The sequence below is a fragment of the Bacillus sp. B2-WWTP-C-10-Post-4 genome, from assembly GCF_009183805.1.
GTDB classification, from domain to species: Bacteria; Bacillota; Bacilli; order Bacillales; family Bacillaceae_G; genus Bacillus_A; species Bacillus_A cereus.
Window position 1 is genome coordinate 1 of sequence record NZ_WEII01000097.1, and the last position, 13,962, is coordinate 13,962.

Below are 13,962 nucleotides of genomic sequence, written 5' to 3' on the forward strand. Positions count from 1 at the left end.
GTTTTAGCTCTTTATTATTTTTATATTTATCTACGAATTCTGTAGAAATAACAGCTCTATCAACTTTATCTGTTTCATATAAATTTACCGCAGTTGAAATTTCTTTTACAATTTGATAGTTTACTTCATCTAACTTCACTTCTTTTTTATCCCAATACTTATCGTTTTTCTTCATTGTAAAGCTAGCTTCATGCTTCCACTCTGATAATGTAAACGGTCCATTATATACCGCTTTATTTGCTTCTAATCCATATTTATCACCTTGCTCTTTCGCATATTTTTCGTTAATTGGATAGAAGGATGGTAAAATTAATAATTTCGTAAAATACGGTACAGGATGTTCTAGCTCTACGACGAATGTTTTATCATCCTTCGCTTTTACTCCTAATTCATCTAGACCTAGTTGTTTTTTATTTATCTTCTCAGCATTTTTTACATCGTACGCAATGTATGCATATTGAGAAGCTGTATCTGGATTAATCAATTGCTTCCAAGCGTATACGTAATCATGGGCGGTTACTGGATCTCCGTTAGACCATTTCGCATCACGCAATTGGAATGTATATGTCTTTCCATCTTTACTCACTTCATATTTTTGTGCGCCGGCTTCAATTTCTTCATCATTTTTCGATAGACGAAATAGTCCTTCCATTACGTTATTCAAAACGTTAAACGAGACTGCATCTGTTACTTTCCCTGAATTTAACGACGGAATTTCACCCGTTTCTAGTAACTGTAATACTTTCTTCTCATCTTTCGGCTTTGTTGCAGTTTTTTCTTTTGCGCAGCCAACTAAAAATGAAGAAACTAATAGAGTACTAACTAATGAGTAACGAACAACTTTTTTCATTTAAAAACCCCCTCTATTTTTAAGGTAAGTAACGACGAGCACCAGCGTATTCTTCTATATATCCTGGTGTATTTAGCGGTATAAACTCTACCGATCTTTCAGCTCTTGGTGAGTGAATCATATTGCCATCACCAATATACATTGCGACGTGATGGACACTACCTTTCCCTTGATCATGTGCAAAGAAAATTAAATCTCCCTTTTGTAGATTTTCTTTATCAACTGCAACTCCTGCTCTTGATTGCGGTCCAGAATCTCGCGGAATTGTAATGCCGTGCGATTTATAGATCGTATGCGTGAAGCCAGAGCAATCAAATCCAAAACCACTTGTACCAGCCCATATATACGGTAAACCTAAAAACATTTTCCCTGTGTTAATTAAATCATCAGCTGTCGGTTTTGGAATATCAGTTTGAGAACGGTAAACTGTTCCATCATTTTTTCGTAGCCATGCTTTCTGACCATTTGGCAACAATACACGGTATGAAATTGTGTCTTCACTTAATAGCGGCAGTCTTGTATTATAACTGACTTCAAGTGATTTATGTTTTTCAGAAGGATTTATATATAAAATCGCAGTTGGCTTTGTTATTAACACAAAAGGTTCATTTGTTTTATCTGCAAATTCTTGATTATATGTTAATTGCTTTTCAGGCATCCAGCCCGGATAACCTTCTTCATTTCGTGGTGTTGGCTGTCCATGCACTAATACCTTCACCCACTCGCCTTTCTTATCAATAACGGTTACTTCTTGACCGAGTAACGCTTGTGTTTCTAATTTATTTGCATTTGTTAACCATAGTTTCTCGTCAAGTGTCATTGATTTCGTCCATTTCCATAGATCCACTGGATTTGTTGCACTCGGTGTATCGATTGACCTTAATGAATCAGGTGCTGTCCATAACGTTGCAGCAGATACATCTATAAATGCTTTATTATCCTTCTTTTCTTCAGCATTTGCCGATGTAAACGATGAAAATAAAAATAAAGTTGTTAAAAATGCAGTTCCTACTTTTTTCATATTTATCCCCCTTAAAAGATAGTTTACTAGTCTCTTCTCCTAAGACTTACTATTCACTGTCGATTGAAGGTTTACCTTTGATCCAGAATAAGTCATTCCTTCTGGCTCTTCCATTAACCAAAGCGGTGCATCAAGATCAAAATAATGAATATTAGGATGCGCTGCCGCTAAATGTGCAACAGCACTAACGGAAAGTGAAGATTCCATCATGCTGCCCACCATACACTTCACACCAGCTGTTTCTGCGATATCTGCAATACGCCATGCTTCACGTATACCACCACATTTCATTAATTTAATATTAATGAAGTCTGCATATCTTCCTTGAACGAGCTTTAATGCGTCACTTGCTGAAAATATACTTTCATCGGCCATAATTGGCGTTTGCACACGATCTTTGACATACTTTAGCCCATCCCAATCTTTCGCATGTACTGGTTGTTCAATAAATTCTATATTTAAATTACGATTTTCCATTTCTTGAATAATAGAGACCGCTTCTTTTGGACTCCAACCTTGATTCGCATCTAAACGTAATATCGTATTTCTTGGTACCACATTTCGAATTGCCTCAATACGTTCCAAATCTAAATGCGCCTCTTTACCCACTTTAATCTTTAATGTTTGAAATCCTTTTTCTATATGTTTCTTCGCTTCTTTTGCCATTAATACAGGCTCATCCACACTCACTGTAATATCGGTATGAATTTCTTTCTTCCCGCCTAACAAGGCATATAACGGCACATTTTGATATTGGCAATATACATCATATAAAGCGATATCTACCGCTGCTTTCGCACTTGAATTTCCAATACAACTCATTTGAATGCCATGTAGTAACTGCTGAAACTGAATGATATTTTGACCAATTAAACATGAACGCATCGGTCCTAAAATCGCTTCTTCCATTCCGCTGGTGAAATCCCCCGTAATAACTGGCGTTGCGGCTGCAGCCCCCTTACCAATCACTCCTTCGTCTGTATGAATATAAACATCTATACTTTCAATTTCTGTTACAGTACGAAGCGCGGTTTTAAACGGTGTATGCAGTTTTACACGTCTACGATTTACTTTTACATCTGTAATTTTCATTTTGTTCATCCTTTCATTCTCCAATGAAGTGAAATTTTAATCCACCGGAGATTTATACCCACGGATTATTAGGTAAACCTATTGGGCATTTACTCTTCTATCTCTCTACTTTGTTTTCGTTCACTTTTGATGTAGGACGATAATGTGAAATAAAAAAATCCAGCCATAAGAATGATTCTTACGGCTGGATTTTGTCTATGATTGAGTAGACAAAGCAGCAATCTGATTATATTTTTTCTGTGCATCTTTTAGCGCTACAAGTAACGCTTTTTGAGAAGAACCGAAATATCGGTTCTTTACTTCCATTACTAACGCCGGGTCATTTATATTTTTATGTAGAAATAAATATTTAACAAATTGAGATGTTAATGCAATTGTCGCTGAGCAGTCTGCATCTACAATTTCCCCTGTATCCTTAACAAGTATAAATGCTACGAAATAGCTTTTAAACTTTTCAGTAATGGGATTATTTTGAGGTGCTTTCGCATCCCCTACGATATAAATTGTATTTGAAGCGTACACAGCTATCTTCCTTTCTTATACGAGGATAACGGGTTTCTTAATAGTCGTATGAGCGAGGAACTCAACGTTGATTAAAAAATGTATCCGCTTACCTTGTATTATAATATAATTGACAGAATTTTAACAACATTTATTTTAGTGCATATTCCATATTTATGAAAATAGCTTAAACTCTTCATTTCTACAATATGTGATTGTTCCTTGTACCATGACATTCATACATAAAAAACTGCACCCCCAATTGTTAGACGGTGTCTAACAATTGGGGGTGCAGTTCAATGGCTAACTGTTTTTATTACTTTGGCATCACAAATATAGTTTCATTTGACTTAGAAAATTGATACTCTTTTCTCGCTAACTTCAAAATTTCTTCCTCATCGTCTGTTAAATTTTCTATGTTAGTCTTTAAAGAATCTTTATCTTTCTTTAAAGATACTAATCGCTTCTTTTGATCCGTAATCGTATCTTTCTTTTTATCAATTGCTTCTTGTTGTTTCGTTAAAATATATTGAACATATAGAGTAGTTGCCGCAATAAAAAGGACCATTAAAATAAGTCGCCTTAACTTCTTTTTATTTATCCTACGCTTGTCACTAGGTTGTGATAATTGCTCTGGTATATTAGGAACATTTACTCGCTCGAGTTTCCTCATTCAAATCCCCCTAACCCATATTTTTCACTACCATCGGCACGTTTTCTTACTAAACTAAATTCTATTCTTATACAATAAACTCCTTCACAAAAATATCCCATAAATTAACCAATTAAAGATAGCATTCGACGACATTTCCATATTTACACCGATTTTTTTTATACATGCTGCTATAAAATAGTAGTTTCTGTAATTCTTTTTCTACTATTGTAGAAGAGTTTTTTCACACACAAAATTACTTCCCCACATATCCATGTTATAACATGCTTACAAGGAGGGGAATATGCATTACCGCACATTAGGTAAAACTGGAATAACTGTTTCTGAAATAGGTTTTGGCGCATGGGCAATCGGTGGTGATGAATGGGGACCTGTTAACGATAAACAATCTATAACCGCTATAAAAAAAGCAATTGAGTGTGGTGTGAATTTTATTGATACTGCGGATGTGTATGGTTTAGGACATAGTGAAAAGTTGGTAGCTACCGCGATTAAAGGACATCGTAATGATATTATCCTATCAACGAAAGGTGGTTTAATCGGACATCACTACGACCCTAATGGAGTTCCTGTATATGATACTCCCGAAAAAATCATCGCCGTATTCGAAACAAGTTTACAACGTCTTCAAACAGATTATATTGATCTTTATTTTTGTCATATTTGGTGGCATAATCGTAGAGAAACAGAAGCATTTCTACGTGCATTTGACATATTAAAACGTGATGGCAAAGTAAGAGCAGTCGGTGTTTCGACTCATGATTTACAATACATTCATCATTTCAATAACAACAACGAAATTGATATCGTACAACTTGATTACAATATATTAAATCGAAAACCAGAAAAAGATATATTACCATTCTTACAAGAGAAAAATCTAGGAGCTGTTATTCGTGGTCCATTAAAAATGGGCATTTTAACTGGAAAATTCACAAATAAAACAATTTTTCCAGATGGAGATTTACGCAAAGATTGGCCAAATGAAACTTGGTTTCAAGAAGACTTACAAACCGTAGAGAAACTTCGGCTGCTCTCAAATAAAAATCAGACCTTAGGGCAACTTGCACTTCGCTATGTACTCTCTCATCCGGCAGTAAGTGTTGTAATTCCTGGTGCAAAAACAGGAACACAAGCACAAGAAAATGCAAATGCATCTGTTCGCCCTATTTTGAGTGATGAAGAGCTTAACTATATTCATTCAATATAAAAAGCCCAATCCGGGCTTTTTAATTTGGCAAACTAATATCATACTCCATTCGCTTCGCTGTGTCCTCCGCAACATGCATACCTAACAAGTTTTTCACAATATGAAATGCCATATTAATTCCAGCTAAAATTCCGGCAGATGTTATAATATGTCCTTCATCTACAAACTTTACATTTTCTATAACTTCAACATTTTGAAACTCATTTTTAAACTTTTCAATACTAGCCCAATGTGTTGTTGCTTTTAAACCTTCCAGTAAACCTGCTTTCGCCAGTAATAGCGCTCCTGTACAAACTGAAGTCATCAGCTTTACTTCTTTCATTTGTTGGCGAATCCATTTTATTACTATTTCATTTTTTATTTCATATTTTCTAGCACCTAGCCCACCCGGAATTATTAAAATATCCACTGGTGGTAAATTTTCAATACTATAATCTGGCTGTACCTTCAATCCATTCCTTGCTGTAATCATTTCCCCATTCTCGCTAACTGTATAAACAGTAAATGTTTTTTCTTCATTCACCTCAGTTACAGAAAAAACTTCAAATGGCCCTGCAAAGTCTAACACTTCTACTTCATTAAATAAAAATATACCAACACTCCATTTATTCATCATAAGTTCACTTCCTGTTTCAAATGATGTAAAAGGTGATTATATCCTTTTTCTAATGCAATATCATACGCTGTTTTTCCATCATTTTTCTTAATCATCTTATTAGCTCCATTTTTAAGGAGCAACATAATTATTTCTTCATTTCCTAATAATGCTGCTTCGTGGAGTCCTGTCCAGCCACCACTTTGCATAATATTTACATCTGATCCTTTTTCAATTAAGAAAGCGACAAGTTCACTTTGCTTGTTCGCAATTGCCGCTTGCAAAGGTGTATTTTCATTTTCGTTTTTTGCTCTACTATGTATATCTGCACCGCTTTCTAAAAGAAAACTCGCTATTTCTTTCTGTCCAAAATAAGCTGCTAAATGAAGTGGTGTCCAGCCATCTTTACTACATTCGTTAACAATACTTGGACTCGCCTTTATAAACTCCACTACTTTTTCCTTATCACCACTTATAACAGCTTGTGCTATTGATTGTAAATGCTCCATAATAATCTCCCATCCTTCAAAATATTTAAGCATCTCCTTCTACATGTTCTATTAATTATTATATTTTCCTTTTAAAATCTTAAGTTTACATAATAATATTATATATTACTTTTTTGTGCTTAATGCTGAATAGCAATAATGTTAAAAATACTGCCTTTAAACAATGAAGACCATGATTTCATTAGAGTTACTGAAAAAGCAAGCAAAAAACTATACACATAGTTTTCATCATATTTGTTCAGTTGCATGAACTAAAACAGGTAATGTTTATTCTGCTATTTATGCTTTCAACATATCAAATAATATTATTCCAATAAAAAAACAATCCATTTTTAAAATGGATTGTTTTTTTATTTCTGTTTTATGCGGTTTATTTTATTTTTGTATTTTCAATGATGAAATAATTACATTTACAAAAATGAAACACTACTATCTTAGCCCCTCTTGTAGTAAGTTTTTCGTTTGAAAACAAAAATACAATTTCACCTTACGATCGAAAAAACATATGTAAAAGTTTCTAAAACAGCTGCCTTATCATACTAATCTATAGCAATTCTGTCTTCTTCCCTTACCTGTTTCCTTTAACACATACGATTTTAAAACTAGCGCCGTTAATGAATCTGTTAATGTTTTATATGATAAATTTGATAATGCCAATAGATCGTTCGTATATAACATTCTATGCTTCTCTAATAATAATAGTACTAATCGTTCAGACGGTTTTAATGCCTCATCACTTTCTAGTATAAAGTCTATATTTTTCATTTCTCTAATTATTACTCCTTATATAAAAAAATACTTTAGACGCTTATTTAATATAAAAATAATACATAACAAAATTATAAATATATTAAAATAGCACCATCTAAAAACACTATTATACTATAACATAGAAGTAGTGTTTCCCCAAATAGGAAATGCTTTTTTATATCGCTTATAAGATTCTTGCAAACCTACATAATATTTTGTACCATTACCCGCCAAGTTTTCTTCTAATTTCGCTGCTCATCCTGATGTATTTGTAATCAATGAAGTTCTTCTAAATTTATAAACAAATAAAAAACGGTTCGTCTATCATGCCCTAAACATGAATGACAACCGTTTTCCAGCTTCTTCTTAATTAACATGTTCTATCTTAAATATTTCTTGCAATATGCGGCTTACTGTAATGACTTGTTCCGCCGCCACCAACTACTACTTTACCGCCTTTTTCGAAAATTAATAATTTACTTGAACCATCTGCAAGAAGCACTATTACTTGTTGCTACATAAATTACATAACCACTCTTTGATATACAAGTTTCCCAATTCGAATCAAATTCTGATCTTACTACACGATTTGAATACACTTGACTTTCAATTCTATCTTGTTCTACGTTTTCCAAATTGATTCCTCCCACTTCACTAAAATAGCATTTATAGGAAAATAACAGCCCTATATAAAATAGTAGCCGACTTTAACATAAATAGTATATGTAATTAGTAGGAGAATTCTTGTACAACGAAAACGAAATAGACTTCAAAAATTTCACAATTGAAACTTCTCTTTAATCATTTCCTCTACTTCTTTTGCACTCAAATACGTGTTATTAATTTTTATATACTCTTCTTTTTCAATTTCACCATGAAGAGAGTTTAATCTATGCTTTTTCATCGTTTCTTTCAAATTATTTTCAGACCACTCAATATCTCTTTTTTTCGGTTTATGTTCTAATCTATTCGGGCTTTTATTTCGTTCTAATCTTTCATCTAATTCCGCTTCCAGCTCTACAAAATACACTGTCCCACCTTTTGATTCAAAAATACTTTCTACATGATGTATATAATCCCAATCCGCTTGGAGGTCAAATGCCCATATATACGTAAAAATCATTCCAGATAAATCACTTTTAGATACTTCTTCAAATATTTCATTACGAAATAAACTTACTAGTCTTTTTGCTTCTTTCGTACTGTAATCAAAAATTGGCTTACTAAATCAATTGTCATGTGGTTATGAAAAAGTTTTAAACCGGTTAATGTTGCTAATTCTTGCCCCACTGTCATTTTTCCAACTGCTTGTGGGCCAAATATTAATATAAGTTTCACTTATTTCCCTCCAATCTTTCTCTATAAACCATTACATAAAATTAAAAATAAGGCAGCCGATTTTAAATCGATTGCCTTATTTTTTATTCATAGTTTTAGTTCTATTCTTTTCGCATAGCTTCAAAAGTAATCATTTGATTTGCATTTGACGGTTCTTTTTCATAATCATATTCAGCAGAGCAAGTAATGTTAGAGAAACCTATACTTTCTAAAAGAAGTTTAAACTCTTCTATTCCATACCAGCGCAGCGCAAAGCGTTGTAGTTCTGTTTGTACTAACTGTCCTTTACTCCACTTTTCATATTTCAAATATGATACAGTAACTTGGTTCAGCCAATCTATTTCAATTGATTTATTTTCTAATGTGATTCCGTCTCCACTCGGCAAAGAGAAAGTCGATGTATGAATTTCCCCAGTCTTCCAGTCATGCGGAAGCATAATATCTACGATTAATCGTCCATCTGGATTAAGATGTTCATAAAAACATTTCAATGCCTTTATAGAATCCACACGATTTTCAATTAAACAAAAAGATCCAGTAGGAATGATAATTGCGTCATATTTATGCGGAAGTGAAAATTGTTGCAAGCTTCCTTCATATAAATTAGGATGTAAGCCTCTCTCTTTACAGCGCTTACGGCAAGAATCTAGCATTTCAGGTGAATAATCTATCCCATCCACTTTAAAACCAGCCTCTAGAAGCGGAATGATGACACGTCCTGAACCTACTGCGGCTTCGAGGATTCTTCCTCTACAATCTTTTAAACGTTTTTTGTAATACTCAATATCACCATTTAAAGAATAACCGACTGGTTTTGTGTAATCATACAGTTCTGTACAAAGTGTACTATAAAAGCTAAACATTTATTTTTTCCTCCGTTTTTACGTACGGAAGATTTCAATTCAACTAATCTTCCTGTACCTCTGATTTTAATGATATTTCGAAAGAGCTGACTGTCATAATATATCACTCACTTTCCATAGAATATAATGATATTGTATTACATAACCTTCCAATTTGAAATATAAAAATTAAAAATTCAGACTACAAATTAAAGAGCTTACTTTAGTAAGCTCTTTAGAAAAAATATTTATTTCACAATCGGCAATGTCACTTCACTTAATTTCACTGTAAGTTTCGTGCCAGCTTTCGGTCTAATTGTATAATCATAATCACTTGCAATTAAAACAACTCCGATTTGATGCCCCGCTTTAAATACATAATCATCTGGCTGCATGTCCCATGTAAATGTATAATCTTTGCCCGGTTGAATCGCTGTTGAATTTTCTATACTCTTTAAGTTTTGTGGATCCATCCAGCCTCTCGTTACGATTTCCGGCTTCGCTCCTCCATAGTCAACAAGTAATGCTGTTAAATTTGATACAGATCGATCAATATTTCCTGTAATTGAAATCTTTGGTGTACCACTTATACGCGTATCTTTTTGCAGTACAGGCATTGTATATACTAATCGATTTGCTACTTCTAATTCTGGGTTTGCTACTAATTGGTTTGATTTCATTTGTGCATCATCTAAGAATGAGAAAACTTTATTAGCCGATCCCATACTTAATGGCAAATTGACTAATTTATTACTTAAATACATACGGATTTTTGAAGGTACAGCTGATGGATCTGGCCAATTTTTTATCTTTTGCCACGTTTTATTTTCTCTTTGCACATCAACCATTGGTTCATCCATAATTCCATTTTCAATTCCGTACAACCAATAATCTAACCATTTATTTTGTGTTTGCTGCCAGTTATTACTTGATGTCCCACCATGACCACCTTGATGTAGCCACATTTTACGAGGAACATTATTTTCTCCAAGTGCTTCCCACCATTGCGCGAACTGTTTTGTTTTAACATTCCAATCGTTTAAACCATGAACAACAAATACACTCGCTTTTACATTTTTAGCATCTTTTACATAGTTACGTTTATCCCAAAAATCATTATAATTACCTGTTTTTCTGTCTTGTCCAGCCGTTAACTCTTTTATAACTTGTCCGCAAACTTCAGGGTTTTCCCTTGTCAGTACTGCTTCTGCCATATTATCTGTATCTTCCCCTTGATATCCGCCTGGAGCAATGACTGCACCATTTGCACGATAATAATCATACCAACTACTAATTGCTGCGATTGGAATAATTGTTTTTAAACCTTCGACTCCAGTAGTCGCAACAGCATTTGGTAAAGTACCATTATAGGAAACTCCAGTCATACCTACATTTCCTGTAGACCAATTTGCCTGAACTTCCTCACCCTGTTCTGTAAATGCTTTCGCGCGACCGTTTACCCAATCAATAACAGATTTTGTCCCGAGTATCTCTTGTTCATCTCCAGTTGTAGGGCATCCATCTGATTTTCCAGTACCGATACTTTCGCCTAGAATAACTGCATAACCTCTTGGCACGTAATAGTTCCCATACGAACCAAGATTAACCGCTCCATACGGTTTTCCTTCATACGCATACAATTCTTCATCTACATTATATACAGGAACATCTTTTAATCCAGATCGATATGGACTCATTTCATAAATAACAGGAACTTTCACATTCGGATCTGTCTTTGGACGCATAACTTTTATCGATACTCTGTCTTTCTTACCGTCTCGATCACTATCAACTTCTGTCTCTACATATAAATTTTCGATAATAGCTTCATCGAGAGAATAAATCGGTTTTGTCATCCCATTTTCTAATTCAATTTTCTTACTTTTAGTCTCTTCCTTCTTCTCTGCATGCACATCCATAGTAAAGCTAGGTATAATTGTTGCAGATAGCATTGCTGACAGTGTAATTGCCATTTTCTTTTTACTCAAAATGTTCCCTCCCTTATTCGTTCTCTTTTACTATATAACAAAATAACTGAAAATTCAGTTTTATTTTATATAAAAGTTGAGAAACTCAAAGATTTCTTATTAAGTAAAATTTAATGCAGGTATGAAAGTATTTTCCCACTTCCTCCTTCTTTATAAAGTGAAACTTTAATCAGCCCTCACCAATTGGGCGTTTACGAGCAGCAGGGCCACTTCTTTGTTTTCGCTGGATTTTGAGGTGGGGTCTTACTGCCCGGCAAATAGCGGGATAAATAGAGAAAAAGACAACCGATATTTCTATCGCTTGCCTTACATTCCATTTATTATTTTTCTAACTCTTTAAAGGTATCTTTCAAGTCTTTATCAGATACCTTTATATCTGCATTTTTAAGCAGATCTCTAGTAACTTGTTGATGGAATTGAGGATCTTGTATACGTTGCTGTTCTAATTCTTTACGAATATTCTCTTTCTCTTCCTCATACGGTTTAAGCTCTTTTTTATCCGTTAGCTTAATAATATGATATCCGAAAGAAGATTTAACAGGTTCACTCAATTGACCAACTTCTAACTTATACGCAGCATCCTCAAATTCTTTCACCATCATACCAGGTCCAAATTCAGATAGTTCCCCACCTTTTTCTTTAGAACCTGGATCCTCTGAATATTGTTTAGCCAATGCCGCGAAATCTTCGCCACTATTTAATTTTTCTTTAATTTCTTTTGCTGTCTTTTCATCTTTTACTAAAATATGGCTAACTTGAAGCTTTGGCTTATAATGATCTTTAATATCTTTTTCCGTTACGGTTGCTTTAATAGCTTTTTCAAAAGCAAAAGTAAGCTTTAATTTCTCTTTCAACTGATCTTCATTTTTCACACCATTGGATTCCATATATGTATTAAAATTATCGCCCATCTTGTCTTTTAATTCTTTTAGTTGTTTCGTTACCTCTTCATCCGTAACTTTATATTTATCATTTAATACTTTTTCTACTACCATTTCAGATAAATTCTGTTTACCGTAGTTTTCTTTTAATTTTTTGTTAAAATCACTTTCTGAAATGCTTCCTGATTTTGTCGTTACAATATTATCTGATGAACCACATGCAGATAAAGATAACGTCATACCCATTAAAATGCTACCAATTACTAATTTCTTTCTTTTCAAATCTGAATACCTCACTTCATTAAATTCAAATATAACTATGTAAATATAACGTTTTCCTGTGAACTTCACGTGAATTTAATGAAAGTAGAACATTTGCTAATTCTCCATTTAATACATCAATTTTGAAAATTATGGTGATTCATCCTATATCGCTAATCTCTAAAGCTGCAAAAAGGACTAATATTTTCATTAGTCCTTTTTCACATTTATATAAAATTGAATTTCTCCATCTATAGAGGAAACTCCATATTCAAAACCATGCCTTTCTAAAATACTTTTCACTATCGCTAAACCTAATCCTGTACCTGATTTTTCTTTACTACGAGAAGATTCTAGTACATAAAAAGGCTCCCAAATTTTCTCGATATCCTTAATTTTATCCGTAGGAATGCCATTTTTTATTTGGAAATATATACTTTTATTTCTATCTTCTAATGTAATTATTATGTTTTGATTTGCTGTATATTTTATCGCATTAGAAATTAAATTTTGAAACACCATTCTCATTTTATTTAAATCTGCATAAACGATTGTATCGCCCGCATTACAATTTACTTGCAAGTTAATTTCTTTCGAATCCAGTTCAATCTGATGCTTATCTAATATACTCTGGACCAGTGGTTCAATGGGGAATTCTTCTTTTTGTAAAATATCTCTTTCTAGTTTAGAAAATCGTAATAGTTCTTCAATTAAGTTTGATATTTGATCTGTTTGTTTAATAATTGTATCTACATAAGTCCCATCATCTAATCCATCTTTAATCCCCATAGAGTATGCTTTTACTAATGCGATCGGTGTCTTTAATTCATGCGTTACATCACCCATAAATCGTTTTAAATGTTCATTACGATCAGTTAAGTCTTGATGTGCTTCATGTAGTTTTTCACTCATGATATTAATACTATTGGCCAACTCTCCTATTTCATCATTCGTTTTCACTTTCGTTCTTTTAAACTGCAAATGTGAAATATCCTGAGCTACATCACTTAGCTCTTTCAGTGGCGTCGTTATTATTTTTGAAAGTATCCACACAAGTAAAATAATAAGAAGAAGCGAGAAACATACGATATATAAGTAAAATGTATTTAACGTATTTATAATTTCATTTGAATTCGCAATAGAAGTCCCAATTAAAATTATCGTATCATCTTTCGCAATATATTTAGCAAAAAAACTCGCTTTTACCTTTCCTTGATCGTACAGTTTATTCGATTGCCCTTCCGTCTTCACTTTCATAACTTCGTCTTTCGTAATCCAAAGCTTATTTAACGTTACTTTCTTTTTCGTAAGTTGCATGCGTAACGCGTCGTTCATAGCATCTTCTGACTGATTAATTGGCGTATACGCAATTGTAACATTATTTTCACTTTCAATTGTATGAATAACATCTTCTAAATCATTGACTGGCGCATTTTGTATTTGAGTTGTAA

General features: G+C 33.4%; 13 protein-coding genes and 2 pseudogenes. 1 reads left to right on the top strand and 14 read right to left on the bottom strand.

Annotation, left to right across the window (positions count from 1 at the left end; all coding sequences use genetic code 11):
• From GBN78_RS24225 to GBN78_RS24245, 5 genes are all read right to left on the bottom strand, one after another.
• On the bottom strand, positions 1-850 hold an 850-nt coding region (locus GBN78_RS24225; protein WP_193224754.1), incomplete at its 3' end, for a peptide ABC transporter substrate-binding protein.
• Positions 851-869: 19 nt separating this feature from the next.
• Complete coding sequence (locus GBN78_RS24230) at positions 870-1,871, bottom strand: C40 family peptidase (protein ID WP_152127776.1); 1,002 nt, start codon at positions 1,869-1,871, stop codon at positions 870-872.
• Between the two features lie 39 nt (positions 1,872-1,910).
• On the bottom strand, positions 1,911-2,972 hold the full coding sequence (locus tag GBN78_RS24235) for a dipeptide epimerase (protein ID WP_152127777.1): 1,062 nt from the start codon (positions 2,970-2,972) through the stop codon (positions 1,911-1,913).
• Positions 2,973-3,158: 186 nt separating this feature from the next.
• Complete coding sequence (locus tag GBN78_RS24240; protein ID WP_000271312.1) at positions 3,159-3,485, bottom strand: DUF3870 domain-containing protein; 327 nt, start codon at positions 3,483-3,485, stop codon at positions 3,159-3,161.
• Positions 3,486-3,780: 295 nt separating this feature from the next.
• The gene (locus GBN78_RS24245) at positions 3,781-4,137 is read right to left on the bottom strand and encodes an FtsB family cell division protein (RefSeq protein ID WP_152127778.1); all 357 of its coding nucleotides are present in this window, start codon (positions 4,135-4,137) and stop codon (positions 3,781-3,783) included.
• A gap of 283 nt (positions 4,138-4,420) precedes the next feature.
• Between GBN78_RS24245 and GBN78_RS24250 the strand changes: the two genes are divergently transcribed.
• Positions 4,421-5,347, top strand: a complete 927-nt coding sequence (locus tag GBN78_RS24250; protein ID WP_000559359.1) for an aldo/keto reductase — start codon at positions 4,421-4,423, stop codon at positions 5,345-5,347.
• A gap of 19 nt (positions 5,348-5,366) precedes the next feature.
• On the opposite strand, the gene GBN78_RS24255 is transcribed toward GBN78_RS24250, so the two are convergent.
• The 9 genes and pseudogenes from GBN78_RS24255 to GBN78_RS24295 all read right to left on the bottom strand — a co-directional run.
• Positions 5,367-5,963, bottom strand: coding sequence for a DJ-1/PfpI family protein (locus GBN78_RS24255; RefSeq protein ID WP_152127779.1), 597 nt, complete (start codon positions 5,961-5,963; stop codon positions 5,367-5,369).
• On the bottom strand, positions 5,960-6,451 hold the full coding sequence (locus GBN78_RS24260) for an ankyrin repeat domain-containing protein (protein WP_000400674.1): 492 nt from the start codon (positions 6,449-6,451) through the stop codon (positions 5,960-5,962). The genes GBN78_RS24255 and GBN78_RS24260 overlap by 4 nt, the downstream gene beginning before the upstream one ends.
• 534 nt (positions 6,452-6,985) lie before the next feature.
• Entirely contained in the window at positions 6,986-7,216 is a 231-nt protein-coding gene (locus GBN78_RS24265) for a hypothetical protein (protein WP_000789031.1), read from the bottom strand.
• A gap of 370 nt (positions 7,217-7,586) precedes the next feature.
• Positions 7,587-7,836: pseudogene (locus GBN78_RS24270) on the bottom strand (hypothetical protein).
• A 143-nt stretch (positions 7,837-7,979) separates the two neighbouring features.
• A pseudogene (locus GBN78_RS24275) lies at positions 7,980-8,539 on the bottom strand (AAA family ATPase).
• 101 nt (positions 8,540-8,640) lie between these two features.
• Positions 8,641-9,402 (bottom strand): class I SAM-dependent methyltransferase, encoded by a 762-nt coding sequence (locus tag GBN78_RS24280; RefSeq protein WP_152127780.1) that lies wholly within the window; start codon positions 9,400-9,402, stop codon positions 8,641-8,643.
• A gap of 227 nt (positions 9,403-9,629) precedes the next feature.
• Positions 9,630-11,369 carry a Xaa-Pro dipeptidyl-peptidase gene (locus GBN78_RS24285; protein ID WP_152127781.1) on the bottom strand — a complete coding sequence of 580 codons (1,740 nt, stop codon included), beginning with the start codon at positions 11,367-11,369 and terminating at the stop codon, positions 9,630-9,632.
• A 320-nt stretch (positions 11,370-11,689) separates the two neighbouring features.
• On the bottom strand, positions 11,690-12,532 hold the full coding sequence (locus tag GBN78_RS24290) for a peptidylprolyl isomerase PrsA (RefSeq protein WP_001987511.1): 843 nt from the start codon (positions 12,530-12,532) through the stop codon (positions 11,690-11,692).
• 189 nt (positions 12,533-12,721) lie between these two features.
• A partial coding sequence (locus GBN78_RS24295; protein ID WP_226798492.1) for a sensor histidine kinase occupies positions 12,722-13,962 on the bottom strand: 1,241 nt, incomplete at its 5' end.

What these genes read in the sequence shown, in the direction of transcription:
- GBN78_RS24265 (WP_000789031.1), bottom strand. Translation starts at nt 7,216, where the DNA reads ATGAAAAATATAGACTTTATACTAGAAAGTGATGAGGCATTAAAACCG.
- GBN78_RS24280 (WP_152127780.1), bottom strand. Translation starts at nt 9,402, where the DNA reads ATGTTTAGCTTTTATAGTACACTTTGTACAGAACTGTATGATTACACA.
- GBN78_RS24250 (WP_000559359.1), top strand. Translation starts at nt 4,421, where the DNA reads ATGCATTACCGCACATTAGGTAAAACTGGAATAACTGTTTCTGAAATA.
- GBN78_RS24235 (WP_152127777.1), bottom strand. Translation starts at nt 2,972, where the DNA reads ATGAACAAAATGAAAATTACAGATGTAAAAGTAAATCGTAGACGTGTA.
- GBN78_RS24260 (WP_000400674.1), bottom strand. Translation starts at nt 6,451, where the DNA reads ATGGAGCATTTACAATCAATAGCACAAGCTGTTATAAGTGGTGATAAG.
- GBN78_RS24230 (WP_152127776.1), bottom strand. Translation starts at nt 1,871, where the DNA reads ATGAAAAAAGTAGGAACTGCATTTTTAACAACTTTATTTTTATTTTCA.
- GBN78_RS24255 (WP_152127779.1), bottom strand. Translation starts at nt 5,963, where the DNA reads ATGATGAATAAATGGAGTGTTGGTATATTTTTATTTAATGAAGTAGAA.
- GBN78_RS24245 (WP_152127778.1), bottom strand. Translation starts at nt 4,137, where the DNA reads ATGAGGAAACTCGAGCGAGTAAATGTTCCTAATATACCAGAGCAATTA.